Source organism: Mycobacterium adipatum (assembly GCF_001644575.1).
Taxonomy (GTDB): domain Bacteria; phylum Actinomycetota; class Actinomycetes; order Mycobacteriales; family Mycobacteriaceae; genus Mycobacterium; species Mycobacterium adipatum.
On the sequence record NZ_CP015596.1, the window covers coordinates 4019587 to 4045577 of the forward strand.

24 protein-coding genes are annotated in these 25991 nt (G+C 66.7%); 4 read left to right on the plus strand and 20 right to left on the minus strand.

The features are described from left to right. Window positions 1–129 precede the first annotated feature (129 nt). Complete coding sequence (locus A7U43_RS19105; protein ID WP_067998415.1) at window positions 130–507, plus strand: hydrogenase maturation nickel metallochaperone HypA; 378 nt, start codon at window positions 130–132, stop codon at window positions 505–507. Continuing rightward, window positions 500–1282, plus strand: a complete 783-nt coding sequence (gene hypB, locus A7U43_RS19110) for a hydrogenase nickel incorporation protein HypB (RefSeq protein WP_067998417.1) — start codon at window positions 500–502, stop codon at window positions 1280–1282. The genes A7U43_RS19105 and hypB overlap by 8 nt, the downstream gene beginning before the upstream one ends. 14 nt (window positions 1283–1296) lie before the next feature. On the opposite strand, the gene A7U43_RS19115 is transcribed toward hypB, so the two are convergent. Together A7U43_RS19115 and aldR are read right to left on the minus strand one after the other, a co-directional pair. Further along, window positions 1297–2055 (minus strand): hypothetical protein, encoded by a 759-nt coding sequence (locus tag A7U43_RS19115; RefSeq protein ID WP_067998419.1) that lies wholly within the window; start codon window positions 2053–2055, stop codon window positions 1297–1299. Next, entirely contained in the window at window positions 2052–2567 is a 516-nt protein-coding gene (gene aldR / locus A7U43_RS19120) for an HTH-type transcriptional regulator AldR (RefSeq protein ID WP_067998421.1), read from the minus strand. Before aldR ends, A7U43_RS19115 begins: the two co-directional genes overlap by 4 nt. A gap of 114 nt (window positions 2568–2681) precedes the next feature. Here aldR and ald point away from each other — a divergent pair, with 114 nt between their 5' ends. After that, window positions 2682–3809 (plus strand): alanine dehydrogenase, encoded by a 1128-nt coding sequence (gene ald / locus A7U43_RS19125; protein WP_067998423.1) that lies wholly within the window; start codon window positions 2682–2684, stop codon window positions 3807–3809. Between the two features lie 55 nt (window positions 3810–3864). On the opposite strand, the gene bla is transcribed toward ald, so the two are convergent. The 6 genes from bla to A7U43_RS19155 all read right to left on the minus strand — a co-directional run bounded on the left by bla (window position 3865) and on the right by A7U43_RS19155 (window position 10444). After that, window positions 3865–4764: a class A beta-lactamase gene (bla, locus tag A7U43_RS19130; protein ID WP_067998425.1), complete on the minus strand. Its 900-nt coding sequence runs from the start codon at window positions 4762–4764 to the stop codon at window positions 3865–3867. 17 nt (window positions 4765–4781) lie between these two features. Beyond that, window positions 4782–6125, minus strand: coding sequence for a M16 family metallopeptidase (locus A7U43_RS19135; RefSeq protein WP_067998427.1), 1344 nt, complete (start codon window positions 6123–6125; stop codon window positions 4782–4784). Further along, complete coding sequence (locus tag A7U43_RS19140; protein WP_067998428.1) at window positions 6103–8340, minus strand: polyribonucleotide nucleotidyltransferase; 2238 nt, start codon at window positions 8338–8340, stop codon at window positions 6103–6105. Before A7U43_RS19140 ends, A7U43_RS19135 begins: the two co-directional genes overlap by 23 nt. Before the next feature lie 270 nt (window positions 8341–8610). Next, window positions 8611–9096, minus strand: a complete 486-nt coding sequence (gene lppU / locus A7U43_RS19145; protein ID WP_156525961.1) for an LppU family putative lipoprotein — start codon at window positions 9094–9096, stop codon at window positions 8611–8613. Window positions 9097–9098: 2 nt separating this feature from the next. Next, window positions 9099–9368: a 30S ribosomal protein S15 gene (rpsO, locus tag A7U43_RS19150; RefSeq protein ID WP_024454057.1), complete on the minus strand. Its 270-nt coding sequence runs from the start codon at window positions 9366–9368 to the stop codon at window positions 9099–9101. Window positions 9369–9466: 98 nt separating this feature from the next. Next, window positions 9467–10444, minus strand: a complete 978-nt coding sequence (locus tag A7U43_RS19155) for a bifunctional riboflavin kinase/FAD synthetase (RefSeq protein ID WP_067998432.1) — start codon at window positions 10442–10444, stop codon at window positions 9467–9469. A gap of 81 nt (window positions 10445–10525) precedes the next feature. Between A7U43_RS19155 and mntR the strand changes: the two genes are divergently transcribed. Beyond that, window positions 10526–11224, plus strand: coding sequence for a manganese-binding transcriptional regulator MntR (gene mntR, locus A7U43_RS19160; protein ID WP_067998434.1), 699 nt, complete (start codon window positions 10526–10528; stop codon window positions 11222–11224). Here mntR and A7U43_RS19165 read toward each other — a convergent pair. From A7U43_RS19165 to A7U43_RS19220, 12 genes are all read right to left on the minus strand, one after another. Further along, a complete protein-coding gene (locus A7U43_RS19165) occupies window positions 11221–11838 on the minus strand; it encodes a type II toxin-antitoxin system Rv0910 family toxin (RefSeq protein ID WP_067998436.1) in 618 nt (205 codons plus the stop codon). The two genes, mntR and A7U43_RS19165, sit on opposite strands and share 4 nt — an antisense overlap. Window positions 11839–11998: 160 nt before the next feature. Beyond that, a complete protein-coding gene (locus A7U43_RS19170; RefSeq protein WP_067998438.1) occupies window positions 11999–12847 on the minus strand; it encodes an SDR family oxidoreductase in 849 nt (282 codons plus the stop codon). Next, the gene (locus A7U43_RS19175; RefSeq protein ID WP_067998440.1) at window positions 12844–14463 is read right to left on the minus strand and encodes an acyl-CoA synthetase; all 1620 of its coding nucleotides are present in this window, start codon (window positions 14461–14463) and stop codon (window positions 12844–12846) included. The genes A7U43_RS19170 and A7U43_RS19175 overlap by 4 nt, the downstream gene beginning before the upstream one ends. Further along, entirely contained in the window at window positions 14460–15293 is an 834-nt protein-coding gene (locus A7U43_RS19180; protein ID WP_067998442.1) for an alpha/beta fold hydrolase, read from the minus strand. The genes A7U43_RS19175 and A7U43_RS19180 overlap by 4 nt, the downstream gene beginning before the upstream one ends. Then, a complete protein-coding gene (locus tag A7U43_RS19185; protein ID WP_067998444.1) occupies window positions 15290–16564 on the minus strand; it encodes an acyl-CoA dehydrogenase family protein in 1275 nt (424 codons plus the stop codon). Before A7U43_RS19185 ends, A7U43_RS19180 begins: the two co-directional genes overlap by 4 nt. After that, window positions 16561–17430: an SDR family oxidoreductase gene (locus A7U43_RS19190; protein WP_067998447.1), complete on the minus strand. Its 870-nt coding sequence runs from the start codon at window positions 17428–17430 to the stop codon at window positions 16561–16563. Before A7U43_RS19190 ends, A7U43_RS19185 begins: the two co-directional genes overlap by 4 nt. 3 nt (window positions 17431–17433) lie before the next feature. Further along, window positions 17434–18324, minus strand: a complete 891-nt coding sequence (locus A7U43_RS19195; RefSeq protein ID WP_067998449.1) for a MaoC/PaaZ C-terminal domain-containing protein — start codon at window positions 18322–18324, stop codon at window positions 17434–17436. Further along, on the minus strand, window positions 18321–18761 hold the full coding sequence (locus tag A7U43_RS19200; protein ID WP_067998452.1) for a type II toxin-antitoxin system Rv0910 family toxin: 441 nt from the start codon (window positions 18759–18761) through the stop codon (window positions 18321–18323). The genes A7U43_RS19195 and A7U43_RS19200 overlap by 4 nt, the downstream gene beginning before the upstream one ends. Window positions 18762–18790: 29 nt before the next feature. Continuing rightward, a complete protein-coding gene (locus A7U43_RS19205; RefSeq protein WP_067998454.1) occupies window positions 18791–19981 on the minus strand; it encodes a lipid-transfer protein in 1191 nt (396 codons plus the stop codon). 63 nt (window positions 19982–20044) lie between these two features. After that, on the minus strand, window positions 20045–22633 hold the full coding sequence (locus A7U43_RS19210) for an Ig-like domain-containing protein (RefSeq protein ID WP_082902212.1): 2589 nt from the start codon (window positions 22631–22633) through the stop codon (window positions 20045–20047). A gap of 130 nt (window positions 22634–22763) precedes the next feature. Continuing rightward, entirely contained in the window at window positions 22764–24044 is a 1281-nt protein-coding gene (locus A7U43_RS19215) for an NlpC/P60 family protein (protein WP_067998456.1), read from the minus strand. 14 nt (window positions 24045–24058) lie between these two features. Continuing rightward, window positions 24059–25960 carry a carboxypeptidase-like regulatory domain-containing protein gene (locus A7U43_RS19220; protein WP_156525962.1) on the minus strand — a complete coding sequence of 634 codons (1902 nt, stop codon included), beginning with the start codon at window positions 25958–25960 and terminating at the stop codon, window positions 24059–24061. Window positions 25961–25991: the final 31 nt, after the last annotated feature.

Consider the following 25991-nt stretch of genomic DNA (forward strand, 5'->3'; position numbering starts at 1 on the left):
GGCTGTCGGCGCGCGTCGGCCTCTTCAGGCTAGTCCCGTTTGTCCGTGCCGGTTCCGCTATCGGCGAATCCCATCGAGGATTACAGTGCGCGGTATCAAACGACGAATGAGGATCGATGGCACCTGACTGTGCATGAACTGTCGCTGTGTCGAGCAATAGCCGGTGTCGTGAAATCCCACGCCGCCGGTCGACCGGTGAGCGTCGTTCGGGTTCAGGTCGGCGCGCTGCGTCAGGTGGTGCCCGAGGCGTTGGCATTCAGCTGGACGCTGCTGCGCGACTTCGAGGACCTGACCGAGGCCGAGCTGGAACTGGACCTGGTGCCCGCCCAGGTGTCCTGCCGGGCGTGCGGGGCAGGTTCTCAGATCACATCGCGGTTCTCCGTCGCCTGCCCGCCGTGCGGCAGCGCCGATGTCGAGATCGTGCGCGGCAACGAGTTTCTGGTCACATCGATCGAGCTCGGGGACCTCCCCGGTCTCGCGTCGACGGAAGGTGTTCACAATGGGTAGATTCCACCGCCACGACGATGGCACCGTGCACAGCCATCACCACGACGGTCAGCATGAGCATGAGCATGAGCATGAACACGGTGACCACAGCGGGTATGACACCGGCTCGGCGCGGATCGAGGTGCTGGAGTCGATCTTCGCCGAGAACGACGTGCGGGCCGATATCAACCGGGCCGCCTTCGAGCGCAACGGTGTGCGTGCGCTCAACCTGATGAGTTCACCGGGTTCGGGCAAAACCACGGTGCTCGCGGCCACACTCGAAGAACTCCGCGGCGAGATCTCCGTCGGTGTGATCGAGGGTGATATCGCGACCGACCTCGATGCCGCGAAACTCGCAGGCCGCGGCGCCCAGGTATCACTTCTGAACACCAGCAACGGTTTTGGTGGCGAATGTCATCTGGATGCGCCGATGGTGAACCGCGCACTGACCGGACTTGAGCTGGCCGACCTCGATCTCGTGATCATCGAAAATGTCGGAAATCTGGTCTGCCCCGCCGAGTTCGACGTCGGGGAACACGCCAAGGTGATGGTCTATTCGCTCACCGAAGGGGAGGACAAACCGCTGAAGTACCCGGTCATGTTCCGATCGGTGGACGTGGTGCTGCTCAACAAGATCGACCTCGAACCGCATCTGGACGCCGATATCGCGACCTATACCGACCACGTACGTCGGGTCAACCCGGACGCCTTGGTGCTTCCGGTGAGTGCCCGCACCGGGGCCGGCATGCCGGCATGGTTTGACTGGCTGCGGGAATTCGCCCGTCCTCTTCACTGAATCGCCGGCCGCGCTCAGATCGGCGACTCGCCCGTGAGCGCGGCGAGCGCCGCATCAGCGGCGGCGAGACTGCCATTCGCGTCCTGGAGCTCTTGTACTGCCCTGTCCACGGCCCGCTCCGCGGCGCTGAGCCGCTGCAACAGTTCCTCGTATCGACGGCGAGCCGTCGCCACGGCGGTAGTCCGGTCCGATACCGCCGCCACGGCGTCGTCGTGCGCACGCCGTGCCGCGGCCAGCGCGCGCCGCCGCGTCTCGGCGGCGCGACGATCGAGCTTCTGTTCCGGTGCGGCAGCGACCTCGGCCGGGGCGCCGAAATCGCCGAAACCCGACCACTCCTGCGCCTTGTCCAGCCTGCCGAGCCGCGCCGCGATCTCCGGATCGGCGATCGCCGCCTGCAGCGTGCCGATCACGTCCTCGCGGACCGCCGCCGACGGGTCCGACACTCCGGCCGCCGCGAAACCGGCACGCGCCAGCTCACTTACCAATGTCCGCTGAGCCGCCGACAATTCGCGGATCCTGGTGCCGTCCATCGCCGCGTGTGCGGCCCGCAGCTGAGTGTTCAGCTGCACCAGCCGGGTCTTCGCGGCCGGATCCGCGCGCACGAGCGTGTTGACCACCCAGGCGGCCACCGTCGGGCGCCGGGCCGCGGCAAGCACCCGGGCTCCCTCGGCATCGCCGCGCCGCCTGGCCGCACCCGCCAGCGTCTTGCGCAGCGCGACGAACTCCTGGGGCGGCGCGCCATAGAGCCTGTCCAGGTCGCCCTCGACGCTCACAGCGGGGAGGCCCCGCGAAGATGCTCGAAGATCAATGAGGTCTGTGTGCCGGCCACATCGGCGTCGGCGTTGAGGTTCTCGACCACGAAGGCCCGCAGATCCTCGGTATCACGGGCCGCGACGTGCAGGATGAAATCGTCACCGCCGGCCAGGAAGTACACGTTCATCACCTGCGGCCGCCGCCGGATCTGCTGAATGAAATCGCGGATCCGGCCACGGGCGGTGGAATTCAGGCTCACCGAGATCATCGCCTGCAGGGTCAGGCCGACCGCCGATGGGTCGATATCGGTGAAGAAACCCCGGATCACACCAAGATCCTGCAATCGCCGCAATCGCCCGTGACAGGTCGACGGTGCGATGCCGACCGCCTCGGCCAGCGCGCTGTTGGAGATGCGGGCATCCGCGTGCAGCGCGAGCAGCATCCGCCGGTCGACGTCATCGAGCTCGGCCCGCCGAACATCCTTCGGCGCGGACGCCAGGCGCGCCTTCGGGATCGATGATTGTTCATTCACAGCGCGATTCTAGCGAAGTCTCGCCGTACTTATTGCCTTGCTTCCGGATTTTCTTCACAATTGGGACACCACTTCACACGTTCACACGCCAGGATTCAATCGCAAGGAGCGATCATGCTCGTCGGCATCCCGACCGAGATCAAGAACAACGAATACCGCGTCGCCATCACCCCGGCCGGGGTTGCCGAGTTGACCCGGCGGGGCCATGACGTCGTCGTCCAGGCCGGCGCGGGTGACGGTTCTGCCATCTCCGACAACGATTTCAAGGCCGCCGGGGCCCAGATCGCCGCCACCGCCGAACAGGTGTGGGCCGAGGCCGACCTTCTGCTCAAGGTGAAGGAGCCGATCGAGGCCGAATACCCGCGGTTGCGCAAGGGCCAGACGCTGTTCACCTATCTGCACCTGGCCGCGTCCAAGCCGTGCACCGACGCGCTGCTGGCCTCCGGCACGACGTCCATCGCGTATGAGACGGTGCAGACCACCGGCTCAGATGGCTCGATCGCGCTGCCGCTGCTCGCCCCGATGAGTGAGGTCGCCGGACGGCTGGCCGCCCAGGTGGGCGCCTACCATCTGATGCGCACCCAGGGTGGCCGCGGTGTCCTGATGGGCGGCGTTCCCGGTGTCGCCCCGGCCAAGGTCGTGGTCATCGGTGGCGGTATGGCCGGTGACAATGCGGCCGCCGTGGCGTGGGGCATGGGCGCGCACGTCACCGTGTTCGACCTCAACATCAACATCCTGCGCAAGATCGACGCCGAGTACGGCGGCGCCATCGAAACCCGCTACTCGTCGAGCCTGGATCTGGAGGATGCCGTCAAACAGGCCGACCTGGTCATCGGCGCGGTGCTGGTGCCCGGCGCCAAGGCACCCAAGCTGGTCACCAACGCGACCGTGGCGCAGATGAAATCCGGTGCGGTGCTGGTGGATATCGCCATCGACCAGGGGGGCTGCTTCGAGGATTCACGGCCCACCACCCACGATGATCCGACATTCGCGGTGCACGACACCGTGTTCTACTGCGTGGCGAACATGCCGGGTGCTGTGCCCCGCACATCGACCTACGCGCTCACCAACGCGACCATGCCCTACGTGCTGAAACTGGCCGACAAGGGTTGGCAGGACGCGTGTGCGGCCGACCCCGCATTGGCCAAGGGCCTGTCCACCCATGACGGTGCACTGCTGTCCGAGCAGGTGGCCGCCGACCTGGGTCTGCCGTTCACCGACCCCGCAAGCCTGCTGGTCTGACCGCCGGCCCCCACCGTCGCCCGGCTGAAGCAATTCGGCCGGGCGACGCGTATCTCTACCGCCGGCCCAGCAGGTGCGGCACCACCAGCGCCGCAACCTCGCCGATCAGCGGTCGCAGGCCTTCGGCGTCGGAATCGGCCGATTGCGTCCGGGTCATGATGGTCAGCAGCACCCGGGCACCGTCGGGCCCGTACGCCACGCCGGAATCGTTGGTGGTCGCGTAGTCACCACTACCGGTCTTGTCGGCGGTGGTCCAGCCCGGCGGCAGGCCGGCACGCATGCTGGAGGTCTGGTTGGCACGCATCCACCCCTCGAGCAGTTCACGCTGGGCGGGCGGTAACGCCTCACCGGCCAACAGGTTGCGGTAGCCGGTCGCCAGCGCCCGCGGTGTGGTGGTGTCACGCGGATCGCCTGGTATCGCCGAGTTCAGCTCGATCTCCCAGCGGTCCAACCGGGTGCGGTCATCGCCGATGCTGCGGGCGAACGCGGTGATGGCCTGCGGGCCGCCGATGGCCTCCAACAGCAGATTGGCCGCGAGGTTGTCACTGCGCTGCAGGGCCGCCTGCGACAGCTCGGCCAGCGTCATCTGCTGACCCAGCCGCTCGCCGGTCACCGGGGAGTTCGGCAACACGCCCTCGGGCGGCACGAAAATGGGTTGATCCAAGCTGAATTCGCCGTCGGCGACACCTCGCAGCACCCGCGCGGCCGCATAGGTCTTGAATGTCGAACACAGCGCGAAGGGCTCGTCGGCGCGATTGTCCACCACGAGACCGGACTGCAGATTGGCCGCGTACAGACCGATGAAGGCGTTGTGACGTGCCTCCAGCTCACGGATCCGCTCTTCGAGGGTCGGCGCCGGAGCGGCCAGCGCGGATTCGTCCCCGCAGCCGACCAGCGCCCCTGCCGCCGCCAATGTCATACCGCCGAACAGAACTCTTCGTCGCGACAGGAGCATCCCCCGAGCCTACCCATCTACCCCGCGATGTTCCGAAGTCGCTGCGGCAGCGACTTGTTGGACCGATGTGGCCCCAGCACCGCCGCGCCCACCGGCCTCGTCAGCAACCGGCGCGCGACACTGTTGACCTCCTCGAGGCTGACCGCGTCGATCAGGTCGAGCGTCTGCGCGATGGTGCGGTGCTGCCCGTAGTTGAGTTCGCTGCGACCGATCCGGTGCATCCGCGACGCGGAGTCCTCCAGGCCCAGGACCAGGCCGCCACGCAATGATCCCTTGGCGATCCGGCATTCGGCTTCGGTGATGCCGTCACGCGCCACCTCGTCCAGCACATCGGTCGCCACCCGGACGACCTCGTCGAAGCGCTCCGGCAGGCACGCCGCGTACACCGAGAACGCGCCGGTGTCGGAGAACGTGTCGATCGTGGAGTACACCGAGTACGCCAGCCCACGGGTTTCCCGGATCTGTTGGAACAACCGCGAACTCAGGCCACCGCCGAGCGCAGAATTGAGCACCGACAGCGCCCAGCGATGCTCCCAGTGCCGACCCGGGGTTCGAACCCCCAGCGACAGATGGGTCTGCTCGGCGTCCTTGTTGACCAGCTGCAGGCCGGGTTTGCCGGCCACCCGCCCAGTGCCCTTGCGGTGCGGTACCGCGGTGCGCCCACGCACCAGACGCGGTCCGAAGTACTCCCGTGCCAGCGCCACGACCTCGTCGTGGTCGATATTGCCGGCCACTGCCAGGATCATCCGCTCCGGGGTGTAGCGCCGCTGATGAAACGAATGCAGCTGGGTACGGGTCATCGCCGAGATCGAGTCGACACTGCCGATGACGGGCCGACCCACCGGATGGGTACCGAACATCGCCGACAGGAAGACGTCGCCCAGGGTGTCCTCGGGGTCGTCATCGCGCATGGCGATCTCCTCGAGCACGACATCACGCTCGATCTCGACATCGTCGGCCGCGCACTGTCCGCGCAGCACGACATCGGCCACCAGATCGACGGCCAGTTCCAGATCGGAATCGAGCACGTGCGCGTAGTAGCACGTGTGTTCGCGGGCGGTGAACGCGTTCAGCTCACCGCCGATCGCGTCGACGGCCTGCGCGATATCCACCGCGCTGCGGGTCGGCGTCGACTTGAACAGCAGATGTTCCAGGAAGTGCGCGGCGCCCGCGACCGAGGTTCCCTCGTCGCGCGAACCGACGCCCACCCAGACACCGACCGAGGCCGAGTGCACCGCGGGGATGAATTCGGTGACCACCCGCAACCCTCCGGGCAGTGCGGTCACCCGCACTGCCTCGGAGGTGTCGGCACCGCGGGTCACGCGGCGCAATGCTGGCTCAGGCGTCAGCGGTCGCGGCATCGGCGGGCGCCTCGACGGGAGCCTCGGCTGCCTCGTCCTCGGCGACGAGCACGAGCGAGATCTTGCCGCGGTTGTCGATATCGGCGATCTCCACGCGCAGTTTGTCGCCGACCTTGGCCACATCCTCGACCTTCGCGATGCGCTTGCCGCGGCCGAGCTTGCTGATGTGCACCAGGCCGTCACGACCGGGCAGCAGTGAGACGAAGGCGCCGAAGTCGGTGGTCTTCACCACCGTGCCGAGGAACCGCTCGCCGACCTTGGGCAGCTGCGGGTTGGCGATCGCATTGATCTTGTCGATCGCGGCCTGGGCGGCCTCGCCGTTGCTGGCGCCGACGAACACGGTGCCGTCGTCCTCGATGGAGATCGACGCGCCGGTCTCCTCGGTGATCGAGTTGATCATCTTGCCCTTGGGCCCGATGACCTCACCGATCTTGTCGACCGGCACCTTGATGGTGGTGATCCGCGGGGCGTACGGGCTCATCTCATCGGGGGTGTCGATGGCCTCCGCCATCACCTCGAGGATGGTGATGCGCGCGTCCTTGGCCTGTGCCAGCGCACCGGCAAGCACCTTGGACGGGATGCCGTCGAGCTTGGTGTCCAGCTGCAGCGCGGTGACGAAGTCCTTGGTGCCTGCGCACTTGAAGTCCATATCGCCGAAGGCATCCTCGGCGCCCAGGATGTCGGTCAGGGTGACGAACTTACGTTCCCCGTCGACATCGTCGGAGACCAGTCCCATCGCGATACCGGCGACCGGGGCCTTGAGCGGCACGCCGGCGTTCAGCAGCGACAGGGTGGAGGCGCACACCGAGCCCATCGAGGTGGAACCGTTGGAACCCAACGCTTCCGAGACCTGGCGGATGGCGTACGGGAACTCCTCGACGCTCGGCAGAACCGGCATCAGGGCACGCTCGGCGAGCGCGCCGTGGCCGATCTCGCGACGCTTGGGCGAACCGACCCGGCCGGTCTCACCGGTCGAGTACGGCGGGAAGTTGTAGTGATGCATGTAGCGCTTGGAGGTCTCCGGGCCGAGCGAGTCGATCTGCTGGGCCATCTTGACCATGTCGAGGGTGGTGACGCCCATGATCTGGGTCTCGCCACGCTCGAACAGTGCGCTGCCATGTGCCCGCGGGATGATGGCGACCTCGGCGGAGAGCGCCCGGATATCGGTGACGCCACGGCCGTCGATGCGGAAGTGGTCGGTCAGGATGCGCTGGCGCACAAGCTTCTTGGTCAGCGAGCGGTACGCGGCGCCGATCTCCTTCTCGCGGCCTTCGAACTGGCCGGCCAGACGCTCGAGCACCTCACCCTTGATCTCGTCGGTGCGCTCGTCACGTTCGGCCTTGCCCGCGATGGTCAGCGCCGCCGACAGCGCATCGGTGGCCACGGCGGCGACCTGCGCGTAGACGTCGTCCTGGTAGTCGGGGAACAGCGGGTATTCCACGGTCGCCTTACCGGCGGCGGCGTGCAACTCCTCCTGGGCGGTGCACAGGGCGGCGATGAACGGCTTGGCCGCCTCCAGGCCCTCGGCCACGACGGCCTCGGTCGGCGCACCGGCACCGCCGGCGACCAGCTCGATGACGTTCTCGGTGGCCTCGGCCTCGACCATCATGATGGCGACGTCATCGCCCGCCTTGCGGCCGGCGACGACCATGTCGAACACCGCTCCCTCGAGCTGCTCGACGGTCGGGAACGCCACCCACTGGCCATTGATGAGGGCGACGCGCACGCCGCCGACCGGACCGGAGAACGGCAGGCCGGAGATCTGGGTGGACGCCGACGCGGCGTTGATCGCCAGCACGTCGTAGAGATCCTTGGGGTCCAAGCTCAGCACGGTGACGACGACCTGGATCTCGTTGCGCAGACCCGAGACGAAGGTCGGGCGCAGCGGCCGGTCGATCAGACGGCAGGTCAGGATCGCATCGGTGGAGGGGCGACCCTCGCGACGGAAGAACGAACCGGGAATCCGGCCCGCCGCGTACATCCGCTCCTCGACGTCGATGGTCAGCGGGAAGAAGTCGAAATGGTCCTTCGGAGACTTGCTGGCCGTGGTGGCGCTCAGCAGCATGGTCTCGTCATCGAGGTAGGCGACGACGGAACCGGCGGCCTGCTGGGCCAGCCGGCCGGTCTCGAACCGGATGGTGCGGGTGCCGAAGCTCCCGTTGTCGATAACGGCGGTCGATTCGAACACGCCTTCGTCAGTTTCAACTGCAGACATAGCAGCCTTTCTGGGTATTCAGCTGTTTTGCGTCGTCACGCGCCAGCGATTCCCTGAATTCGGCTACGGCCGTCGATCGAAGCTGCCGGGGACGAACCCCGGCAGCCACTACCGAAGACCGCCCGATCAGGCGGTACTGCTGTGACGCGCGGGAACGGTGCGCGCGGTACTGCGCGAACCGCACCCTGTTCGGGCAACCCCATTCATACAAGCGTTCGTACCAGGGGGCCCAAAGCGATTCCATGCTACACCGGGCCAGTTCACCGGCCGTCAATCGACATCCTCGACGCACACGGTGAACTGCCGTTGGTCATACGGGTAGCCGATACCGCTGCGGCACTGGTCGGCGTTGGCCACACCCGCCAGGATCTCGGTGGCACGCTGCCGGTGTGGCTGCGTGGCATCGGCGCAGTCCACGCGCACCGGATCCCGCCCGTTGTCGGGGTCCACGCTCATGCACTGCCCCACGACCCAGTCGATGTCCATGCAGACGGTGTTGCTGGTGTCGCTGAAGGTGCTGTGCGTGGCGTAGTACGAATCCACATCCGACGGGCACTGCTCGCTGCCCGCGACGGTGGCGATCACCTTGAAGGCCGAATCGGGGCTACCGCATTGGGCCTTCACGGCGTCCGGTTTGTCGGGCGTGCCGACCACTTTCAAGCAGTCTCCGACCTGAAAAGCGGCGGCAGCGGCCGACGAACAACCGGTGAGTCCCCCCGTGAGAACGCTCGCGGCAAGCAACGCCGCCAGTCGCAGTGTCAGCGACGCAGGCCGAGGCGCTCGATCAGCGACCGGTAACGCTCGACGTCGACCTGGGCGACGTACTTGAGCAACCGGCGCCGACGACCGACCAACAGCAGCAGCCCCCGCCGCGAGTGGTGATCGTGCTTGTGCAGCTTGAGGTGTTCGGTGAGATCCGAGATCCGCTTGGTCAGCAGGGCGACCTGCGCCTCCGGCGAACCGGTATCGGTGTCATGCAGGCCGTACTGGCCGAGGATCTCTTTTTTCTGTTCGGCTGTGAGCGCCACGAAACAACTCCATCACAATAGGTCCGCGAAGGTTATCGAAAGCACGGCCGCCGCGAACTGCAGCGCGCGCTGGGTCGGGAGCAGATACTAGCAGGGCATCAGTGCGAACCGAGAATCGTGCGGGCCCGCTCGGTGTCGGCCCCCATCGCCACCACCAGGTCGTCGACCGAGTCGAACTTCTCCTGCCCGCGGATGCGCGCCACGAAGTCGACGGCGACATGTTGGCCGTACAGATCGGCCTCGGCGTCGAGCACGAAGGCCTCGACGGTCCGGGTGCGTCCGGAGAATGTCGGGTTGGTGCCCACCGACACGGCGGCCTGATAGCGCTCACCGGGGGTTACGGAGCCGACCACCGGTCCGTGCCCGAGCACCGTGAACCAGGCCGCGTACACCCCGTCGGCGGGGATCGCCGAATGCATGGGCGGTGCCACGTTGGCGGTCGGGAAACCGAGGACCCGGCCCCTGCCGTCACCGCGCACCACGACGCCTTCCACCCGATGCGGCCGGCCCAGCGCCTCCGCGGCCGCGACCACGTCGCCGGCATCCACGCAGGACCGGATGTAGGTCGAGGAGAAGGTGACGGTCTCATCGCGGGCGAACTCCTCGGACACCAGCGTCATTCCTTCCACGGCGAACCCGAACCGCTCGCCGGCCTTACGCAGCAGATTCACATTGCCGGCGGCCTTGCGGCCGAAGGTGAAGTTCTCCCCCACCACCACCTCCACCACGTGCAGGCTCTCGACCAGCAGCTCGTGGATATAGCGCTCGGGGGTGAGCTTCATGAAGTCGGCGGTGAACGGCATCACCAGGAAGACGTCGATACCGGTTTCCTCGACGAGTTCGGCACGGCGGGTCAGGGTGGTGAGCTGCGCGGGATGGCTGCCCGGGAACACCACTTCCATGGGATGCGGGTCAAAGGTCATCAGCACCGTGGGAACTCCGCGCGATCGCCCGGACTTCACGGCATGACTGATCAGCTCGGCATGCCCGCGGTGCACACCGTCGAACACGCCGATCGTCAGGACACATCGGCCCCAGTCTGTGGGGATGTCGTCCCGGCCCCGCCACCGCTGCACGACCGCAAGCCTACGGCGCGCGAGCGGCGCCGTCTGCTCTGGATACCCGGATCAGGCAAAGATTGCCTAAACTCGGTAGCCGTGGACTCCAACGGCAACCCGCAGGACTTGACGACGGTTGCTCAGGACTACCTGAAAGTGATCTGGACGGCCCAGGAGTGGTCGCCGGACAAGGTCAGCACGAAGCTCCTGGCCGAGCGCATCGGCGTGTCGGCGAGTACCGCCTCGGAGTCCATCCGCAAGCTGGCCGACCAGGGCCTGGTCGATCACGCGAAGTACGGCGCGGTCACCCTCACCGAGGCGGGCCGGCAGGCCGCCCTGGCGATGGTGCGCCGCCACCGGCTGATGGAGACATTCCTGGTGCGCGAGCTCGGTTACGGCTGGGACGAGGTGCACGACGAGGCCGAGATCCTCGAACACGCGGTATCCGACCGGATGCTGGATCGGATCGACGCCAAGCTCGGGTACCCCACCCGCGACCCGCACGGCGATCCCATTCCGGCACCCGACGGGCGGGTGCCCACGCCGCCGGCACGGCAGCTGTCGGTCTGCGCCGACGGCGAGAACGGCACCGTGGCCCGGATCTCGGACGCCGACCCCGAGATGCTGCGCTATTTCGACAGCGTCGGGATCGCGTTGGACTCCCGGCTGCAGGTGGTGGCGCGGCGGGATTTCGCCGGGATGATCTCGGTGGCCGTGCACAGCGCGGTTCACGAGGACGGGACGGTCACCACGGTGGACTTGGGAAGCCCTGCCGCGGAAGCGATCTGGGTGGTCTAACGCACCATCTTCAGGTGCGTACCGTCGGTGAGCCGGGACGCCTCGGCGGCGTCGGACGCCGAGTGCACGAGCCGCAGCGACGGACGGTTGGCGGACTCGGGCACGACGATCGCGAGGTCTTCGAGCAACGCGATGCTGCGGTCGAGCTGCTCGGCACCGTCCTGCTCGATCGCTCCGACGATGGCGTCGCTCAGCAACTCGCCGGCCACCTCGGAGGTGACGGTGAGCCGCGACCCCTCCTGCGCCGGGCTGATCCAGAACGTCAGGCGCGTCCGCATGCCGGACTCGCCGGCGCCGATCAGCACCAGCGTCCCGGGCGCGATCGCCGATTCGACCGTCCACTCGACGATATTGGACACCCCGAGCATCACCGTCTCAGCGGTCATCCGGGCGCCGGGCACGAAACGTGTGCGCGGCTCGGCCACCCAGCGCTGGTGCACCGTGAGCCAGTCCGCCCAGGTGCGCGGATCGGCGAGCACCGACCACAGCGCCGCCGGCGTGACCGCCAGGGTGGCGTGACGGGTCACGTGTCCGACGGTCGCGGCGCGGTTCTTGGCCCACGCGGGCTGGTAGTTGAACAGCGGGTGGTCGCAAACCGGTGCATGTGCGCTCATATCTGTTCCAACGCGTGCCGTTGGGCAAAAGTTCGCCGAAAACCTGGGATTTGGCTAATAAAACCCGCCGGAAACTGACGGCAACCTGATAAGGGGGTTTGCGTTCCACAGCCGGCCGAATATGGGACATTCGTACCGGTTCTCGGGTCGTGCTCCGCGCTCATCCCTGCAGCCTGCGGTGGTACTGCGCGCGAGACTGCGCATCGACGACGCTGAAGGCCGTGTCGAAGTGCGTCGCGCGCATGATCCGGTGCCGGACGCGGTCCGGCAACGCATTCGCGACGGTGACCAGCGCGCCGAGCTGGCGCGGCACCGACACCACCGGGCGACCGCTGCGGACGGCCGCGACGATCGCCGCGGCCACATCGGCAGGTTCGACCTCCGAGATCGGCCGAACCCAGGCCGGCACGGAGTGGCCCGCCGACAGTTCGGTGCGCACCACACCCGGCAACACGGCGGTGACCCCGATACCCTCGGCCGCCAGTTCCAGGTGCAGCGCTTCGGTGAAACCGACCACGGCGTGCTTGGTGGCGCAGTAGGTCGCCAAACCCGGGAAGGCGCTCGCCCCCGCCAGGGAGGCGATGTTGACGATGTGGCCGCCCCGATTGCGCATCCGCGCCGCGGCGAGTTTTGAGCCGTACAGGACACCGCGCAGGTTGACGGCGACGATCCGGTCGGTCATCTCGTCGGATTCCTCGACGAAGACCCCCGTCGGCATGATCCCGGCGTTGTTCACCAGGACGTCCAGCGACCCGAACCGGCTTTCGGTCTCGTCCAGAAAGCCGGCGAAGGTCGTCGGCTCGGTGACATCGAGCCGCAGTCCGCAGACCACCCCGCCGGTGATCTCGGCAAGTTCTGCCGCCGTCTTCTCCACCAGGGCCTCGTCGACATCCCCGAGCGCCACCCGGGCCCCGGCGCGGGCAAAGGCCTCACCGGTGGCGCGGCCGATGCCCCGGGCGGCGCCGGTGATGGCCACCACCCGACCTGACATTGTCGGGATCCTGGTCATGAGCACTCCTCCTGCAGGACCTTCTTCAGGACCTTTCCGGTTTCATTGCGCGGCAACTGATCGATGAAGACGACATCGCGGGGGACTTTGTGGCGGGCCAACTGGGATCGCACGAACGCCCGGACATCGTCGGATTCGAGGGTCTCGCTGCTGCGAACGACGAAGGCGCGCAGCCGCTGTCCGAACTCCGCATCGCCGACCCCGACGACGGCGGCCTCCAGCACATCGGGGTGCTCGGCGAGCAGGTTCTCGACCTCCAGCGGGAAGACGTTCTCGCCGCCGGAGACGATCATGTCGTCATCGCGGCCGTCGACGAACCACAAGCCGCTTTCGTCGAAATGACCGGTGTCGCCCGTGGACAACAATCCGTCGACCGACTCTTTCTGCCCGCCGTCGGTGTATCCCTGGAAGCTCAACCCGCTGGACACGAAGAGCGTGCCGGTGCGACCGGGTTCGGTGATCCTGCGGCGGCGCTCGTCATAGGCGGCCATCGTGCACCCCAGCGGCGGCCGGCCCACCGTACCCGGGGCCGCGCGCAGATCCTCGGGGGTGGCCACTGCCGCGACCGCAACCTCGGTCGAGCCGTACAGGTTGTACAGCACGTCACCGAAGGCGTCCGCCGTCCGCCGGCACAGCTCGGGAGAGAGCGCCGAGCCGGCGGCGAACACCACCCGCAGCGAGGATGTGTCGTAACGTGCCAGCACATCTGGCCCGAGGTCCAGGATGCGGGTCAGCATGGTGGGCACCACGATCAGTGCCTGCACCCGGTGTCGTTCGATCGCGACCAGTGCCGCGACAGGATCGAATCTGCGCGCCAGGATGACCCGGCTGCCCAGCGCGAGTCCCATGGTGCAGGTCGCCAATCCGGTCGCGTGGAACATGGGAGCGGCCACGTAGTAGCTCGCGTGCGCGGGCCACGGGATGCGGTCGATCAACTGAGCCGACTGCAGCGGGCTGACCCTGTTGCGCGGTGCACCCTTGGGGGTTCCGGTGGTCCCGCTGGTGAGCAGCACGATGGCACCGACCGTCTCCGGCGCCGGCAGCGGGTCCGTGGGCTGGCCGGCGGCTATCGCCGTCAAACTCAGTCGCCCACAATCCCGCTCGGACCAGCCGAGGACGCGCAGCACGCGCGGTTCCAGGACGTCGAGCAGATCGGTGAACTCCTCGTCGGCGATCACGGTGGTGACGCGTTCCCGACGACACACGTCGGCCAGCTGCGGAGCGGCGAACCCGGTGTTCAACAGGACCACCCGCGCCCCGGTGTGGCCTGCCGCGAACAACGTCAACAGCAATCCACGGTGGTTACGCGCGAGGACCCCGATCACCGCGCCGGGTCCGACGCCGTGCGCAGACAGCCCGTGCGCCAGCGCATTCGATTGGCGTTCCAGTTCGGCGAACGTCAGGGTTCCGTGCTCGTCGGTCAGTGCCGGCGCCGATCCGTACCGGGCGGCGCTGTGCCGTATCAGCCCGGCGAACGCGCCGTACTGCCGCATCCAACGCGACGCACGCAGCGCCTGCACCGGCCGGTGCGGATCCATCAGTCCGCGGCGTAGCAGCACCAACGCCGCCGCGCCGAGATCGGTTGCAGTGGACACGATCTGGAGAAGATTCTTCACCTCACACCTTCCAAACCGACTACCAGCCGTGCCACCGTCTCGGGATCGTCGAGTTGTGGGCAGTGTCCGGAGCGGGGCAATATCACCAGCTCACTGCCGGGAATCTGTCGATGTAGTCGTCTGCTGGCGTGCACAGGGATGATTCGATCCTTTGCTCCGTGCACCACCACCGTGGGGCAGCTGACGCACACACCCTGATGCCCCGCTGTGGTTTCGCGGGCATATTGCAGGGCATACCGCCCCAGGTGAGCGAGTTCGGATCCGCTGGCCAACAGCTGGGTCCAATACGCCAGCACCTCGGGGTCCGAGGTGGCCCCGGGACCGTAGAGCACCTGCCGAAGTGCGCGCGCCGCAACCCATTGCAGCACCCTGGATGGCACCGGCACACGGGCCACTTCCTGCCATACCCGCGCCGGGATGTCACCGTAGCGGGCAAGCCGCGCAAGCCAATGCCGGGCATTGACCGGGTCGTCGATCGCCACCAGACCCCGAACCAGCTGGGGTCGCCGATCGGCCGCCCGGACCGCGGTCGCGGCCCCGAGCGAATTGCCCACCAGCAGTGCGGGACCCGTCTCCTCGAGAAGCGAATCGACGAAGGCATCGAACTGCGGTAGCAGTGGCCCCGGGTCGCGTGGGCCTGCCCGGCCGAAGCCGGGCAGATCCACCGCGACGGCGCGCCGCCCTTGTTCACCCAGGCACGCGAGCACTGCGCGCCAGGTGTCGGCGCTGTCGGCGTAACCGTGTAACAGCACCACCGCAGCGCCGTCCCCCGGCACCGATAGCACGCGGGTGTCGACACCGTTGAAGGTGGCCGGACACTCCGCGATCATCCCGCGAGCAGGCCCTTCGCGATATGCGTGACCTGCACCTCGTTACTGCCGGCATAGATCATCAACGACTTGGCATCGCGGGCAAGCTGCTCGACACGGTATTCGGCCATATAGCCGTTGCCGCCGAACAGTTGCACGGCCTCCATGGCGACCTCGGTGGCGGCCTCCGAGGAGTACAGCTTGATCGCCGATGCCTCGGCCAGCGACGGAAGCGAACCCGCCTTCAGCCGCGCCAGCGTCTGGAACACCATGTTCTGCACGTTCATCCGGGCAACCTCCATCTTCGCCAACTTGAGCTGGATCAGTTGGAAGGCCGAGATCGGGGTACCCCAGAGTACACGGGTTCGCGCATAGTCCAGGCTGAGCCGATGGCACTCGTTGATGATTCCGAGTGACATCAACGCAATGCCCACCCGTTCAGCGGCGAAATTCGCCCGGGCACTGTCGCGCCCGTCGCCGCTGGCGTGGCTTTCGGTCTCACCGAGCAACCGGTCTGGCGAGAGCCGGACGTTGTCGAAGAACAGTTCTCCGGTCGGCGAGGACATCATGCCCATCTTTTTGAACGCCCGGCCCTGGGTGAGGCCCGGCATGCCCGAATCCAGCACGAATGTGAGGACCGGGCGGTCCCGGCGGTCGACGTCGGTGCCATCGTCCAGCTTGGCGTAGACCACCAGGACGTCGGCATCGGGACCGTTGGTGATGAACGTCTTCTGTCCGTTGAGGATGTAGTCGCCGCTGCCGTCACCCGCGCGTTTGACGTAGGTCTTCATGCCGCCGAAGGCATCCGACCCCGCATCCGGTTCGGTGATCGCCCATGCGGCGATCTTCTCCAGCGACATCAACTCGGGAAGCCAGCGTTCCTTCTGGGCCAGCGTGCCCCGGCTCATGATGGTCGACGCCCCCAGCCCCAGGCTGACCCCGATGGTACTCAGCAGACCGATGCTCACCGCGGCCAACTCGACCACCATCACCGCGGCCATCGACGCCTGTGCGCCGATATCGCCCAGTCCCCCACCGGAGGGCTTCGACTTCTCCTGCCGTGGCTCTGCCGAGCCCGCCGCGGACTCTTTGGCCCGCTGCCGGTCCAGCATCGACTTCACCGCGTCGGCGGCCATGGCGTCCAGGCCGAACTCACTGAAAAGCTTGCGCGCGAACGGGTACGGCGACAACTCGCCGGTCTCCAAACCGTCCAGATGTGGGCGGATCTCCTTGGCGATGAATTCGCGCACCGTGTCTCGCATGATGAGATCGGTGTCGGACCACTCGATCATGACGGCAGCCTGCCGGCAATGTCGTCGATCTGCCACAGACCGTCGGTCTCGATCGTGTCGACATCGTGCCAGCCGCGCAGTTGGGAGATGGCGCCGCCCTGCACGGCGTACACCTGCCCGGTGACCGGGCATTTCTCGGTCGCCAGATAGGCGACCAGCGGGGAGATGTTCGCCGGACTGAACAGATCGACCCCGCCGTCCTCGGGTTCGGCCATCAAGGCACCCATGCCGGGTGTGGCCAGCGTCAGCCTGGTGCGCGCGATCGGGGCGATGGCATTCACGCGCACGCCGTACCGCTCCAGTTCCTCGGCGGCGACCAGCGTCAGTGCGGCGATCGCGGCCTTGGCCGACCCGTAGTTGCACTGTCCCGCGTTGGGAATGGTGGTGCCGGAGCCCGAGGCGGTGTTGATCACCGCGGCGTTGGGCTGGTCCCCGGCCTTGGACTGCGCCTTCCAGTACGCCGCGGCGTGGCGCAACACCGAGAAATGGCCCTTGAGGTGCACCGCGATCACGGCATCCCAGTCGGACTCCTCCATCGTCGGGATGAAACCGTCACGCAGGATGCCGGCGTTGTTCACCACGATGTCCAGGCGGCCGAACTCCTCGACCGCCTGCTGCACCAGAGAGTGCGCACCGCTCCAGCTGGCAACGCTGTCGGTGTGGGCCACCGCCGCGCCCCCGGCCGCCCTGATCTCGGCCACCACGTCGTGCGCGGGCCCGGCGTCGGTGCCATCTCCGGTATTGCTTCCGCCCAGGTCGTTGACGACCACACTGGCGCCCTCCGCCGCGAACAGCAGGGCATGCTCGCGGCCGATTCCGCGGCCGGCGCCGGTGATGACGGCGACCCGCCCTTCCAATGCTCCCATGTGTTATGCCTCCTCGGCGATCTCGGCCAACCCGTCGGTGATGACGAGGTCGGCTCCGCGTGCGGTTTCGAATGCGTAGCTGGTGATGCCATCGGCGCCGGATTTCCGCCAGATGGTGGTGGTCAGGTCGTCGCCGGGTAGCACCATCTTCGAGAAGCGCACGGCGAATCTCTTGAGCCGGTGCACGTCTGAGCCGGCCACCTCGGTCAGCACGGCCCACGACGTGAAGGCCATCGTGCACAGCCCGTGCGCGATGATGCCGGGCAGGCCGGCGTCGCGGGCCACCTCTTCGTCGAGGTGGATCGGCATCGGGTCACCCGCGGCCGGGCTGTAGCGGAAGGTCTGATCGTCGTCGACATGCTGGGTCACGGTGGCGACGGGTGGGTGGGCACGTAGTGCGTCGTCGAAGCGGTGACTGGGGCTCAGTTCACCGACCGCCTTGCCCGCGTCGAATCCACGCACGAAGGTCGTCACATACTGCTCGTTGACCAATTCCCCGTCCTCGGTGCGGCATTCGAGGTAGATCGCCGCCCGGGTCCCGTTCTCGAGACCTTCGTAACCGATCATCTTGCCGCGCGAGACCAGCCGGTCACCGGGTTTGATCGGCCGATGGAAGTGGAAATCCTGTTCGCCGTGCACCACCCTGGGAATCAACTCGACGGGCAGCACATCGACCGCCGGCACCAGCAGCGCCTCGAACACCGGCACGATGGCGAACACCGGAGGCGCAATGTGCCCCGCCCGGTGCGCGGCGATCGGATCGTTGGTGGCAGCGGCGTACTCCGCGAGGCGGTCCCCGGTGACCTCGAAGCGCTCCTCGTCGGTCCAGGTGTTCAGCCCGCTGTCATCGAAGACGAGCTCCGGATCGCTGGTCACGTTGTTGGTCACCGTCATGCCGACGCCCGAGCCAGTGCGTCCAGAGCGTCCAGACTCTTGTCGAGCTGCTTGACACCGTCCTTCTCGACCGCCTTGGCCAGTGCCCCCTTGACCAGCGCTCCCTCGAAGTCACCGGCGACGGTGAATCGAGAACCGTTGCCGGCCGGCTCGATGGTGAAGGTGAATCGCGCCTTGACGCCCGCCATTCCGGTTCCACTGAGCACGAGGCGCCCGGGCGCTTCGACCTCTTCGACGGTCCAGTCGATCTTGTTGGCCATGCCCAGCATGACGATCTTGGCGCTGAGTTTCACGCCGGCGGTGAGCGTGCTGGGCGGTTCGTCCAGCCACTTGTCGTGCACGGTGAACCACTTGTCCCAGGTCTGCGGGTCCGCCACGGTCGCCCACAGATCGCCGGGTCCGGCGGTCAGCTCGCGAGTTGCTTCGATATGTCCCATTGGTGTTCTCCTTTTGCGTGTTTGGACGATCAGCGCTGTGCGCGCCGATAGGCGGTGACGACGGCGGCGCCGCCGAGCCCGATGTTGTGTTGCAGCGCGGCGGTCACGTTGTCCACCTGACGCTTGTCCGCGGTGCCGCGCAGCTGCCAGGTCAGTTCGGCACACTGGGCCAGACCTGTCGCACCGAGCGGATGACCCTTCGAGATCAAGCCACCGGACGGGTTGACGACCCAGCGACCGCCGTAGGTGGTGTCACCGTTGTCGATGAGCTTCGCCGCCTCGCCTTCGGGGCAGAGGCCGAGGGCTTCATAGAGCAACAGTTCGTTGGCGGAAAAGCAGTCGTGCAACTCGATGACCTGGAAATCCTCGGGACCGAGCCCGGACTGGTCGTAAACCTGTTGCGCGGCAGCAACATTCATATGGTATCCGATGAGCGCCTTGCAGCTTCCGTCGAAACTGTTCTCGAAGTCGGTGGTCATCGCCTGGCCGACGATCTCCACGGCCTGGTCGGCCAATCCATGCTTGTCGACGAAGTCCTCACTGGCCAGGATCGCAGCCCCGGACCCGTCGGATGTCGGCGAGCACTGCAGCTTGGTCAGCGGGTCGTAGATCATCCGCGACGCCAGGATGTCGTCCAGACTGTATTCGTCCTGGAACTGCGCGTACGGATTGTTGACCGAGTGTTTGTGGTTCTTGTACCCGATCTTTGCGAAATGTTCTGCGGTCGAACCGTATTGCTGCATGTGCTCGCGTCCCGCGGCGCCGAACATCCAGGGTGCCGGCGGGAAGAGCACCTCGGATATCTCGGCGAGCGCCAAGAAGTGCTTGGCCATCGGCTGTTCGCGATCGTCGTAGGTCGACCCGAGCGATCCGGGCTGCATCTTCTCGAACCCGAGAGCCAACGCACACTCGGCGAGTCCGCTGCGAACCGCGCGCGCCGCCAGGTAGAGCGCGGTGGAGCCGGTGGAACAGTTGTTGTTCACGTTGACAATCGGAATGCCGGTCAGCCCCAGCTCGTAGACCGCCCGCTGCCCCGAGGTGGACTCGCCGTACACGTAACCGACATAGGCCTCCTGGATCTCGCGGTAGTCGATGCCGGCATCGGCCAGCGCCTTGGTGCCCGATTCGCGGGCCATGTCGGGGTAGTCCCAGCCCTCGATCGCGCCAGGCTTCTCAAACTTCGTCATCCCGACACCGATGACGTAGGTCTTTCTGGGCATGATTCTCGCTTTCTCTCCGGTACCTAAAACATACCGTCTGGTTTGTATCTAATCAAGCGCCAATCAGGCGGGCGTCCCCATCGTGAGATGGTTACCGTCCAAAGAGGATTCGATCGTGCCGGTCATGGACAGCTGGTTGGCGATCGTGACGTTGCTCGCCCGCAGATAGCCGCGGTCGCTGCCGTCAGCGCCGCTGACGACGATGTTCGCGGTGTAGGTGATGTTGGTGAGGCTCGGATTGTTGGTGGTCGTTTCCGTTCCGTTGAGGATCATTCCTGCCTCGTCCTCGAAGTCGACGTAGGTGACCGTGGTCGTGGTGATATTGCCGACCTTGGTGGTGGTGACCTCGGCCCGGCCGCCCACGCGACCCTCGCGTGCCGGCTCTAATGGCGTCGCCTTGGGGACCACGGTCGCCAGCGCCGGAGCCCACGACGAGGTATCGGGAGTCGCGTTGCCCGCGGGCATGGTGCCGCCGTCGATATTTCGCAACTCGGCCACGACCAGCCGTGTGTCGGTCGGGTCGGTGGTGCTCCGTTCCCAGAACGCGACGCTGGTCCCGTCGGGACTCCAGTTCGCCACGGGCACAGAGTTGTACGCACCGGTGGGATCGCCGAGGAACAGGCCGTTCTCCCGATTCAACTCGTCCTCGCGCGACACCACCCAGGCCTCGTTGAGCGTGCCCTTCTTTGCCTGGAATGTCGGGAAGACGACATAGGCCGGGACGAAGGTGGGCCGCACGATCTGCGACATCGGAGTCAGATAGTCCTTGGTGCGCGAGCTTCCCACGGCCAGCCATTCACCGTTGGGCGACATGTCCACCGATTCGTCGTAGTCGAGGTTGGCGGTGAGTCGGGACACCTGACCGGTGCGCAGATCCACCAGCACGTTGTCGGCATTGCCGGCCTCGTACTTGCCGGAGAAGTCGGTGACGATGACACCCGAACCGTCCTGGGTGAAATTCTTCAGCTCACCCCCGACATACACCGCCCGCGCGTCCACGACGTCATATCCCGTTTCGGTGCGCTGGAGGGTACCGACCGAGGCGACCAGTTGGGTGGCCGGTCCGGCCGCCAGCAGCTGGGTGAAGCCGACGTGCTCGCCGTCGGGTGCCACCCTCAACTCACGCTGCTTCTGTACCACGGTCACACCCGGTGCGACCGCGGTCGGCACGTTGATCTTCAGCAGCGCCGAGCCGACGCCGCAGGAACTGACCCCGCCGGCACATTCCAGGATGTAGTGCTCCGCGGTCTCTCCGCCGGTGTCCGACTGTGTGCCCGCGCTCAACAGCACCCGGTTGCCATCGTCGAACACAAACGGCTTGGACAAGTTGACGGTGACCTCCGGGGCCAGTCCCAGGGTGAGGCAGGCCAGGCCCGTGCCGTCCAGATTCACTCGGTAGATCTCCGACCGGGTACCGCCTTGGGGCGTGGCACGGAAGACAAGACCCGTTCCATCCGCGGTGAAGACCGCATTCTGCGGCTGCAGGATGTCATCGGGCAGTGGAACGATGAAGCGTTCACCGCTGGGCAGAATGCTCTCGACGTGCAACGAGATCCCCGCCCTGGGATTGCCGTGGTCTCGCCTGACGAGGTCACGCAAACTGAAGATATTGTCGGTGACCCGGACCACGAACGTGTCGGTCCCGCCTGCCTGGGCAAAGTCCAGATCCGGTGTGTAGGTGAAGGTCCCGGTCTGCGGATCGATGGTGACGGTGCCGTGCTGTGGACCCTTGACGACCTTGTAGAAGATGCGATCGCCTTCGGGGTCCACCGCGCCGATCTGACCGGTGACCACCCCGTAGGTGCCCTGCACGGTGGTGGGATCATCGCGGAACTCCGGCGACTGATTGAAGAACGACCGGCGCACCCACTCCAGAAGTGCTGCCACGAAGGGAGGTTCGGCCGGCGCGCCGGCGGGCCGGGTGTCCAGCAACGGGCTATCCACGGACGCGGCCACGGCAACCAACCTCGGCTGCCCGGCACCCGACTCGACCTCGGGCGCCCCGACCGCGGCGGCATCCTCGTGGTACACGCTCTGCACGGGGTACTCCACGGGCACCGGTGTCACGGGGATGGTCGGCAGAGTGCCGATTTCGGACGCGGGCTGCCGTGGCGGCGCGGTAACGCCACCGTCGGTGAGTTCCGTGGTGCTCTCCACGAGCTCCGGTTCGCGATCCGAACGGTCGGCGCCGGTGGCGTCGTGGTCGATGTTCGGCGAACCGGACGGACCGTCGGTCTCGTCGGCATCGCCGTCGTCGGTGTCGACGTCGTTGGTGTCGTCGCTGTCGTCGGCGTCCTCGGTGTCGTCGCTGTCGGTGTCGTCGCTGTCGGTGTCCTCGATGCCGGTGTCGTCGGTGTCGGTGTCCTCGCTGTCGCTGGCGTCGTCGCCGTCGGTGTCGTCGGCCTCCGCGGGTGCGGCCGCGCCGCCAGTTCCCGCTTTCGACGACGGCGAGCTGGTCGAGGTGTCGGTGTCGGCATCCAGCGAGTCGGCATACGCCAGACCGCCAGCCGGCCCGAACGCGAGCACAGCGGCCGCCGCCAGCGTCACCGACCCGTACTTGCCGGCATGTGCCGCCCGGTCCACCCAGGGCGCCAGGCCGGGCTCGGTGTGGGCGACGGCATCGGCGGAACCGGCTTCAGAACCTTTGAACACGAGAAAACCTCCAGGTAGACACGACTGCAACTGTTACATACATTCCGATACGCATGTTTCATCTCGGAGGTTACTGAGCGGCCACACGCTCCGCAAGGAATTTGCACAACTGCCAATTGGGTCGAACGGCTCAGAAATCGATATAGCGCACGGCGTGGGGCGTCATCCCGGCGTGCCGCACCGGTGAGACCCGCACGACCGACCCCGCGTTGGGAGCCTCCACCATCAGGTTGTCACCCAGGTACAGCGCGACGTGCTGTCCCCCGTTCTCCCCGTAGAAGAGCACGTCGCCACGGCGCATCTGCGCCACCGGGACCCGGACGCCCATCTCATACTGCGAGCCCGAATAGTGCGGCAGCGCGATCCCGACTCCGGCAAACGCGTACATCATCAGTCCCGAACAGTCGAAACCGACGATGTGTTCGCCGCCATCGATGCCCCGGGTCGGACCGGATGCACCTCCACCACCCCAGGAATAGGCGATGCCGCGCTGCGAAAGCGCGCGGGCAATCACCACTTCGCTGGCACGCCTACCCACACCGGTGGGAAGTTGCCCGTAGCTCATGCCGGTGCGCGCGCTCTCCAGCGGCATCACCTGGCCGAGCTGGGCCAGAAACGCCCTGCCCATCGCGCTGGTCTCGCGCACCGACTCCTCGGCGACCGACATCAACCGCGCTATCACCTCGGCGGGCTCACGCACCGCCGAGGTGATCTGGGCTCCCTGCGATCCGGGCACGGCCGCGCCGGCTGCACCGACGGCTGCATCCAACGCGGCCTGCGCCGCGTCGCGTTCGGCGACCAGCTGGGCAACCGCGCGCCGGCGATCCTCCAGCGTCCGTTGCGCATCCGCCAGCGAGCGCACCGCCTCATCTCGACGGTCAGCCGCCACCGCGACCGCACGTTGGGCGCGCGCCGCCGTCTCACGGGCGCGGCGATGCTCATCCTCGCGTACCTGCTGCGCCGCCGCCAGCGCCCCGGTAGCGGCCCGCTGCCGAAGCGAGATCGCCTGCATCTGAACAGCATTCTCGATGACCTCTTCAGGATCGCCGCCCAGCAGTCCAGCAGCGGACGGGCCGTTCATATAGGCCGCCGCAGCGAAGTCGTCGAACTCATCCTGAGCTCGTTCGAGCTGCCGATGCGCCGCCATCGACGCGGTGCCGGCTGCGTCTTCTGCGCGCTGCGCGGTGCGTGCCTCCACGAGGGCCTGCTGCGCGCCGACCACGGCCCGGTTCACCTTTTCCCGCTCGCCACCCATCAGCAATTGCTGGTCGTTCAGCTGCTGCTCGGCCGTGGCCACCGCGTGCACGAGACGGGTGACGTCCTGGGCATCGGTCGGCCCGGGGGTGGCGACCGCAGCGCCGGGTGCCGTCAGCACCAGTAGAGCGGTCAACAGTGCCGCCAGAGGTTTCATGATTCACGACCGGCTCAGGACGCCGCGATGCGCTCTGTCGCACTCTGGAATCCACCGGCACTGGCCTCGACGGTGGTGCCGGCCGGCGCATCGATCTCGGCGAATCCGCGATCATCGGTGGTGGCACTCGAGGCGCCCGCCGTGACCTTGACACCCCGCACCGGACGGGCGGTGTCATCCTCGGGAAGTTCGGCGGTGACCCGAATTCCGCCATCGACCGCGGCGATCTTCAACACCGGCTTGTCGATGGTGGGGCAATCGGACTGCGTCGGGACGCCGGTGTACTTCCTCCCGTTGACCTCAGCGGACACATCGCCCGAGAACTTGTTCTGTGAACCGACTTTGATCGTTCCCTTGAGGTATCCGGACTGCTCGCCGCGGCCCTTGAGATTGGCCGACCACTCGGCTCCCGACGTGGCGATCGGGATCACGATCTTCTCGGTTCCGTCGAGGAAGGACTTCCCGTCATCGGAATAGTTCTTGTAGACCACCGAGTAGGAGCCGATGGCGTAGGCGCCGAGGTACTGAACAGTGGCCGTACCGGAGTGCTTACCCTTCAAGACCCGCAGGGCAACTTGCCGTCCCATCATCGGGTTGAAGTCCTTGACCGGGACCGACCATGTGGCGATCGCTTCCGGGTCCTGGTGCACCGGCGCCAGGGGCTGCGTCGGCTTGCGGGTTCCGAAGCTGATGATGCTGGTGCGCCAGGGTGTTTCGGGGGCTCCGGGCCCGTCCGCGCCGGCCGGGCGCTGCTGTTCGTTGATGACCGCTCGGGTCGAATCGGGAAACCAACTCCAGCCCCGGATGGTCCAATCCGCGTCGATCACGATGGGCTGCCCCGAGTAGCCCCCGAGCTGTTGACCCGGGTCCATCGACATCAGCCACGGCTCATTCATGCACCGGCGGTTGTTCCACAGACTCACCCGGCCGATCTGACCGAACGCCCCGCTGTCGATCAAGGACGGGCGCTGCAGAGCGGTGAAGACGTCCATCCGATCGAGTCCACGTGCCGAGGTGAAGTACACACTCTTTCCGTCGGGCGCCACATCGGCGGCCTCGTTGTAGTCGAGGTCGGTGGTGAGCTGTCGACGCTCGCCGGTCGCGGTGTCCATCAGGTAGATGTCGTAGTTGAGGCCGGTCGAGGTCGTCTGGTACTTCAGGATTCGCCCGCCTTCATGCCAACTCGCGCCCTCATAGAAGCGCATCGCATTCGCGAGATCCGCAGCGTAGTCAGACTTTTTGGCCCATACCGGGCTGAAGACGCGCTGCTCGGTCAACTCGTAGCCCTTGGCGGTCTTGGTCAACTTGGCGATACTCATCCGGGTGCCTTCGACCGCCGAGACCTCGTTCCACGAGACGTATTCGCCATGCGGATCGGGCTTGGCCTCGCGGTTCTGCGCCGGAAGGTTGCGCTTGTCGGACGGGAACTTGACCTTGGTGGCGGTCTTCTCCTGGCAGTCGTAGATCGACGGCGCGCACTCCAGAAGTGAGTAATTGATGCTGCCCGTTCCACCGCTGCCGGGGTCGTCGGTGGACTGCTGGCCGGAGGTGTCGGCGAACCAGATGCGTTTGCTGTCCGCCAGTGCCAGGACCTTGGTGACATTGGTGGCCGCACCGCAGGAGATGCACTGGTAGCCGGCACCCTCCAGGTCGGTGACCCCCAGTTGGGTCTTGCCGTCCACCACCACTTCGACCAACAGATGCTCCGCATCGGGACTGAGGTCTGCGGTGTGTGCCCGCACGCCGTCGGGCAACTGGAACTCGATGACCTTCTCGATGCTGAACGGCTCCAACGCCGGCGCCGCCGGTGCGCTGTCGGGCTCTGAGAGCGCCGTTGGTGCGCTGACGCCGACGCCGGCCAGCAGGGCGGCGGCCAGCCCCGTGGCCATCGCGGATCGATACAGTACGAACGACACTTTCAGCCTCCTTTGGCGGTGCGGCGAACGC

Bases quoted from the DNA above. Each gene is read 5' to 3' on its own strand.
- hypB (WP_067998417.1), top strand. From the start codon at position 500: ATGGGTAGATTCCACCGCCACGACGATGGCACCGTGCACAGCCATCAC.
- A7U43_RS19215 (WP_067998456.1), bottom strand. From the start codon at position 24,044: ATGAAACCTCTGGCGGCACTGTTGACCGCTCTACTGGTGCTGACGGCA.
- A7U43_RS19205 (WP_067998454.1), bottom strand. From the start codon at position 19,981: ATGCCCAGAAAGACCTACGTCATCGGTGTCGGGATGACGAAGTTTGAG.
- A7U43_RS19195 (WP_067998449.1), bottom strand. From the start codon at position 18,324: ATGACGGTGACCAACAACGTGACCAGCGATCCGGAGCTCGTCTTCGAT.
- A7U43_RS19200 (WP_067998452.1), bottom strand. From the start codon at position 18,761: ATGGGACATATCGAAGCAACTCGCGAGCTGACCGCCGGACCCGGCGAT.
- A7U43_RS19140 (WP_067998428.1), bottom strand. From the start codon at position 8,340: ATGTCTGCAGTTGAAACTGACGAAGGCGTGTTCGAATCGACCGCCGTT.
- ald (WP_067998423.1), top strand. From the start codon at position 2,682: ATGCTCGTCGGCATCCCGACCGAGATCAAGAACAACGAATACCGCGTC.
- A7U43_RS19170 (WP_067998438.1), bottom strand. From the start codon at position 12,847: ATGACCAGGATCCCGACAATGTCAGGTCGGGTGGTGGCCATCACCGGC.
- A7U43_RS19190 (WP_067998447.1), bottom strand. From the start codon at position 17,430: ATGGGAGCATTGGAAGGGCGGGTCGCCGTCATCACCGGCGCCGGCCGC.
- A7U43_RS19165 (WP_067998436.1), bottom strand. From the start codon at position 11,838: ATGAGCGCACATGCACCGGTTTGCGACCACCCGCTGTTCAACTACCAG.
- A7U43_RS19180 (WP_067998442.1), bottom strand. From the start codon at position 15,293: ATGATCGCGGAGTGTCCGGCCACCTTCAACGGTGTCGACACCCGCGTG.
- A7U43_RS19135 (WP_067998427.1), bottom strand. From the start codon at position 6,125: ATGCCGCGACCGCTGACGCCTGAGCCAGCATTGCGCCGCGTGACCCGC.
- bla (WP_067998425.1), bottom strand. From the start codon at position 4,764: ATGCTCCTGTCGCGACGAAGAGTTCTGTTCGGCGGTATGACATTGGCG.
- A7U43_RS19185 (WP_067998444.1), bottom strand. From the start codon at position 16,564: ATGATCGAGTGGTCCGACACCGATCTCATCATGCGAGACACGGTGCGC.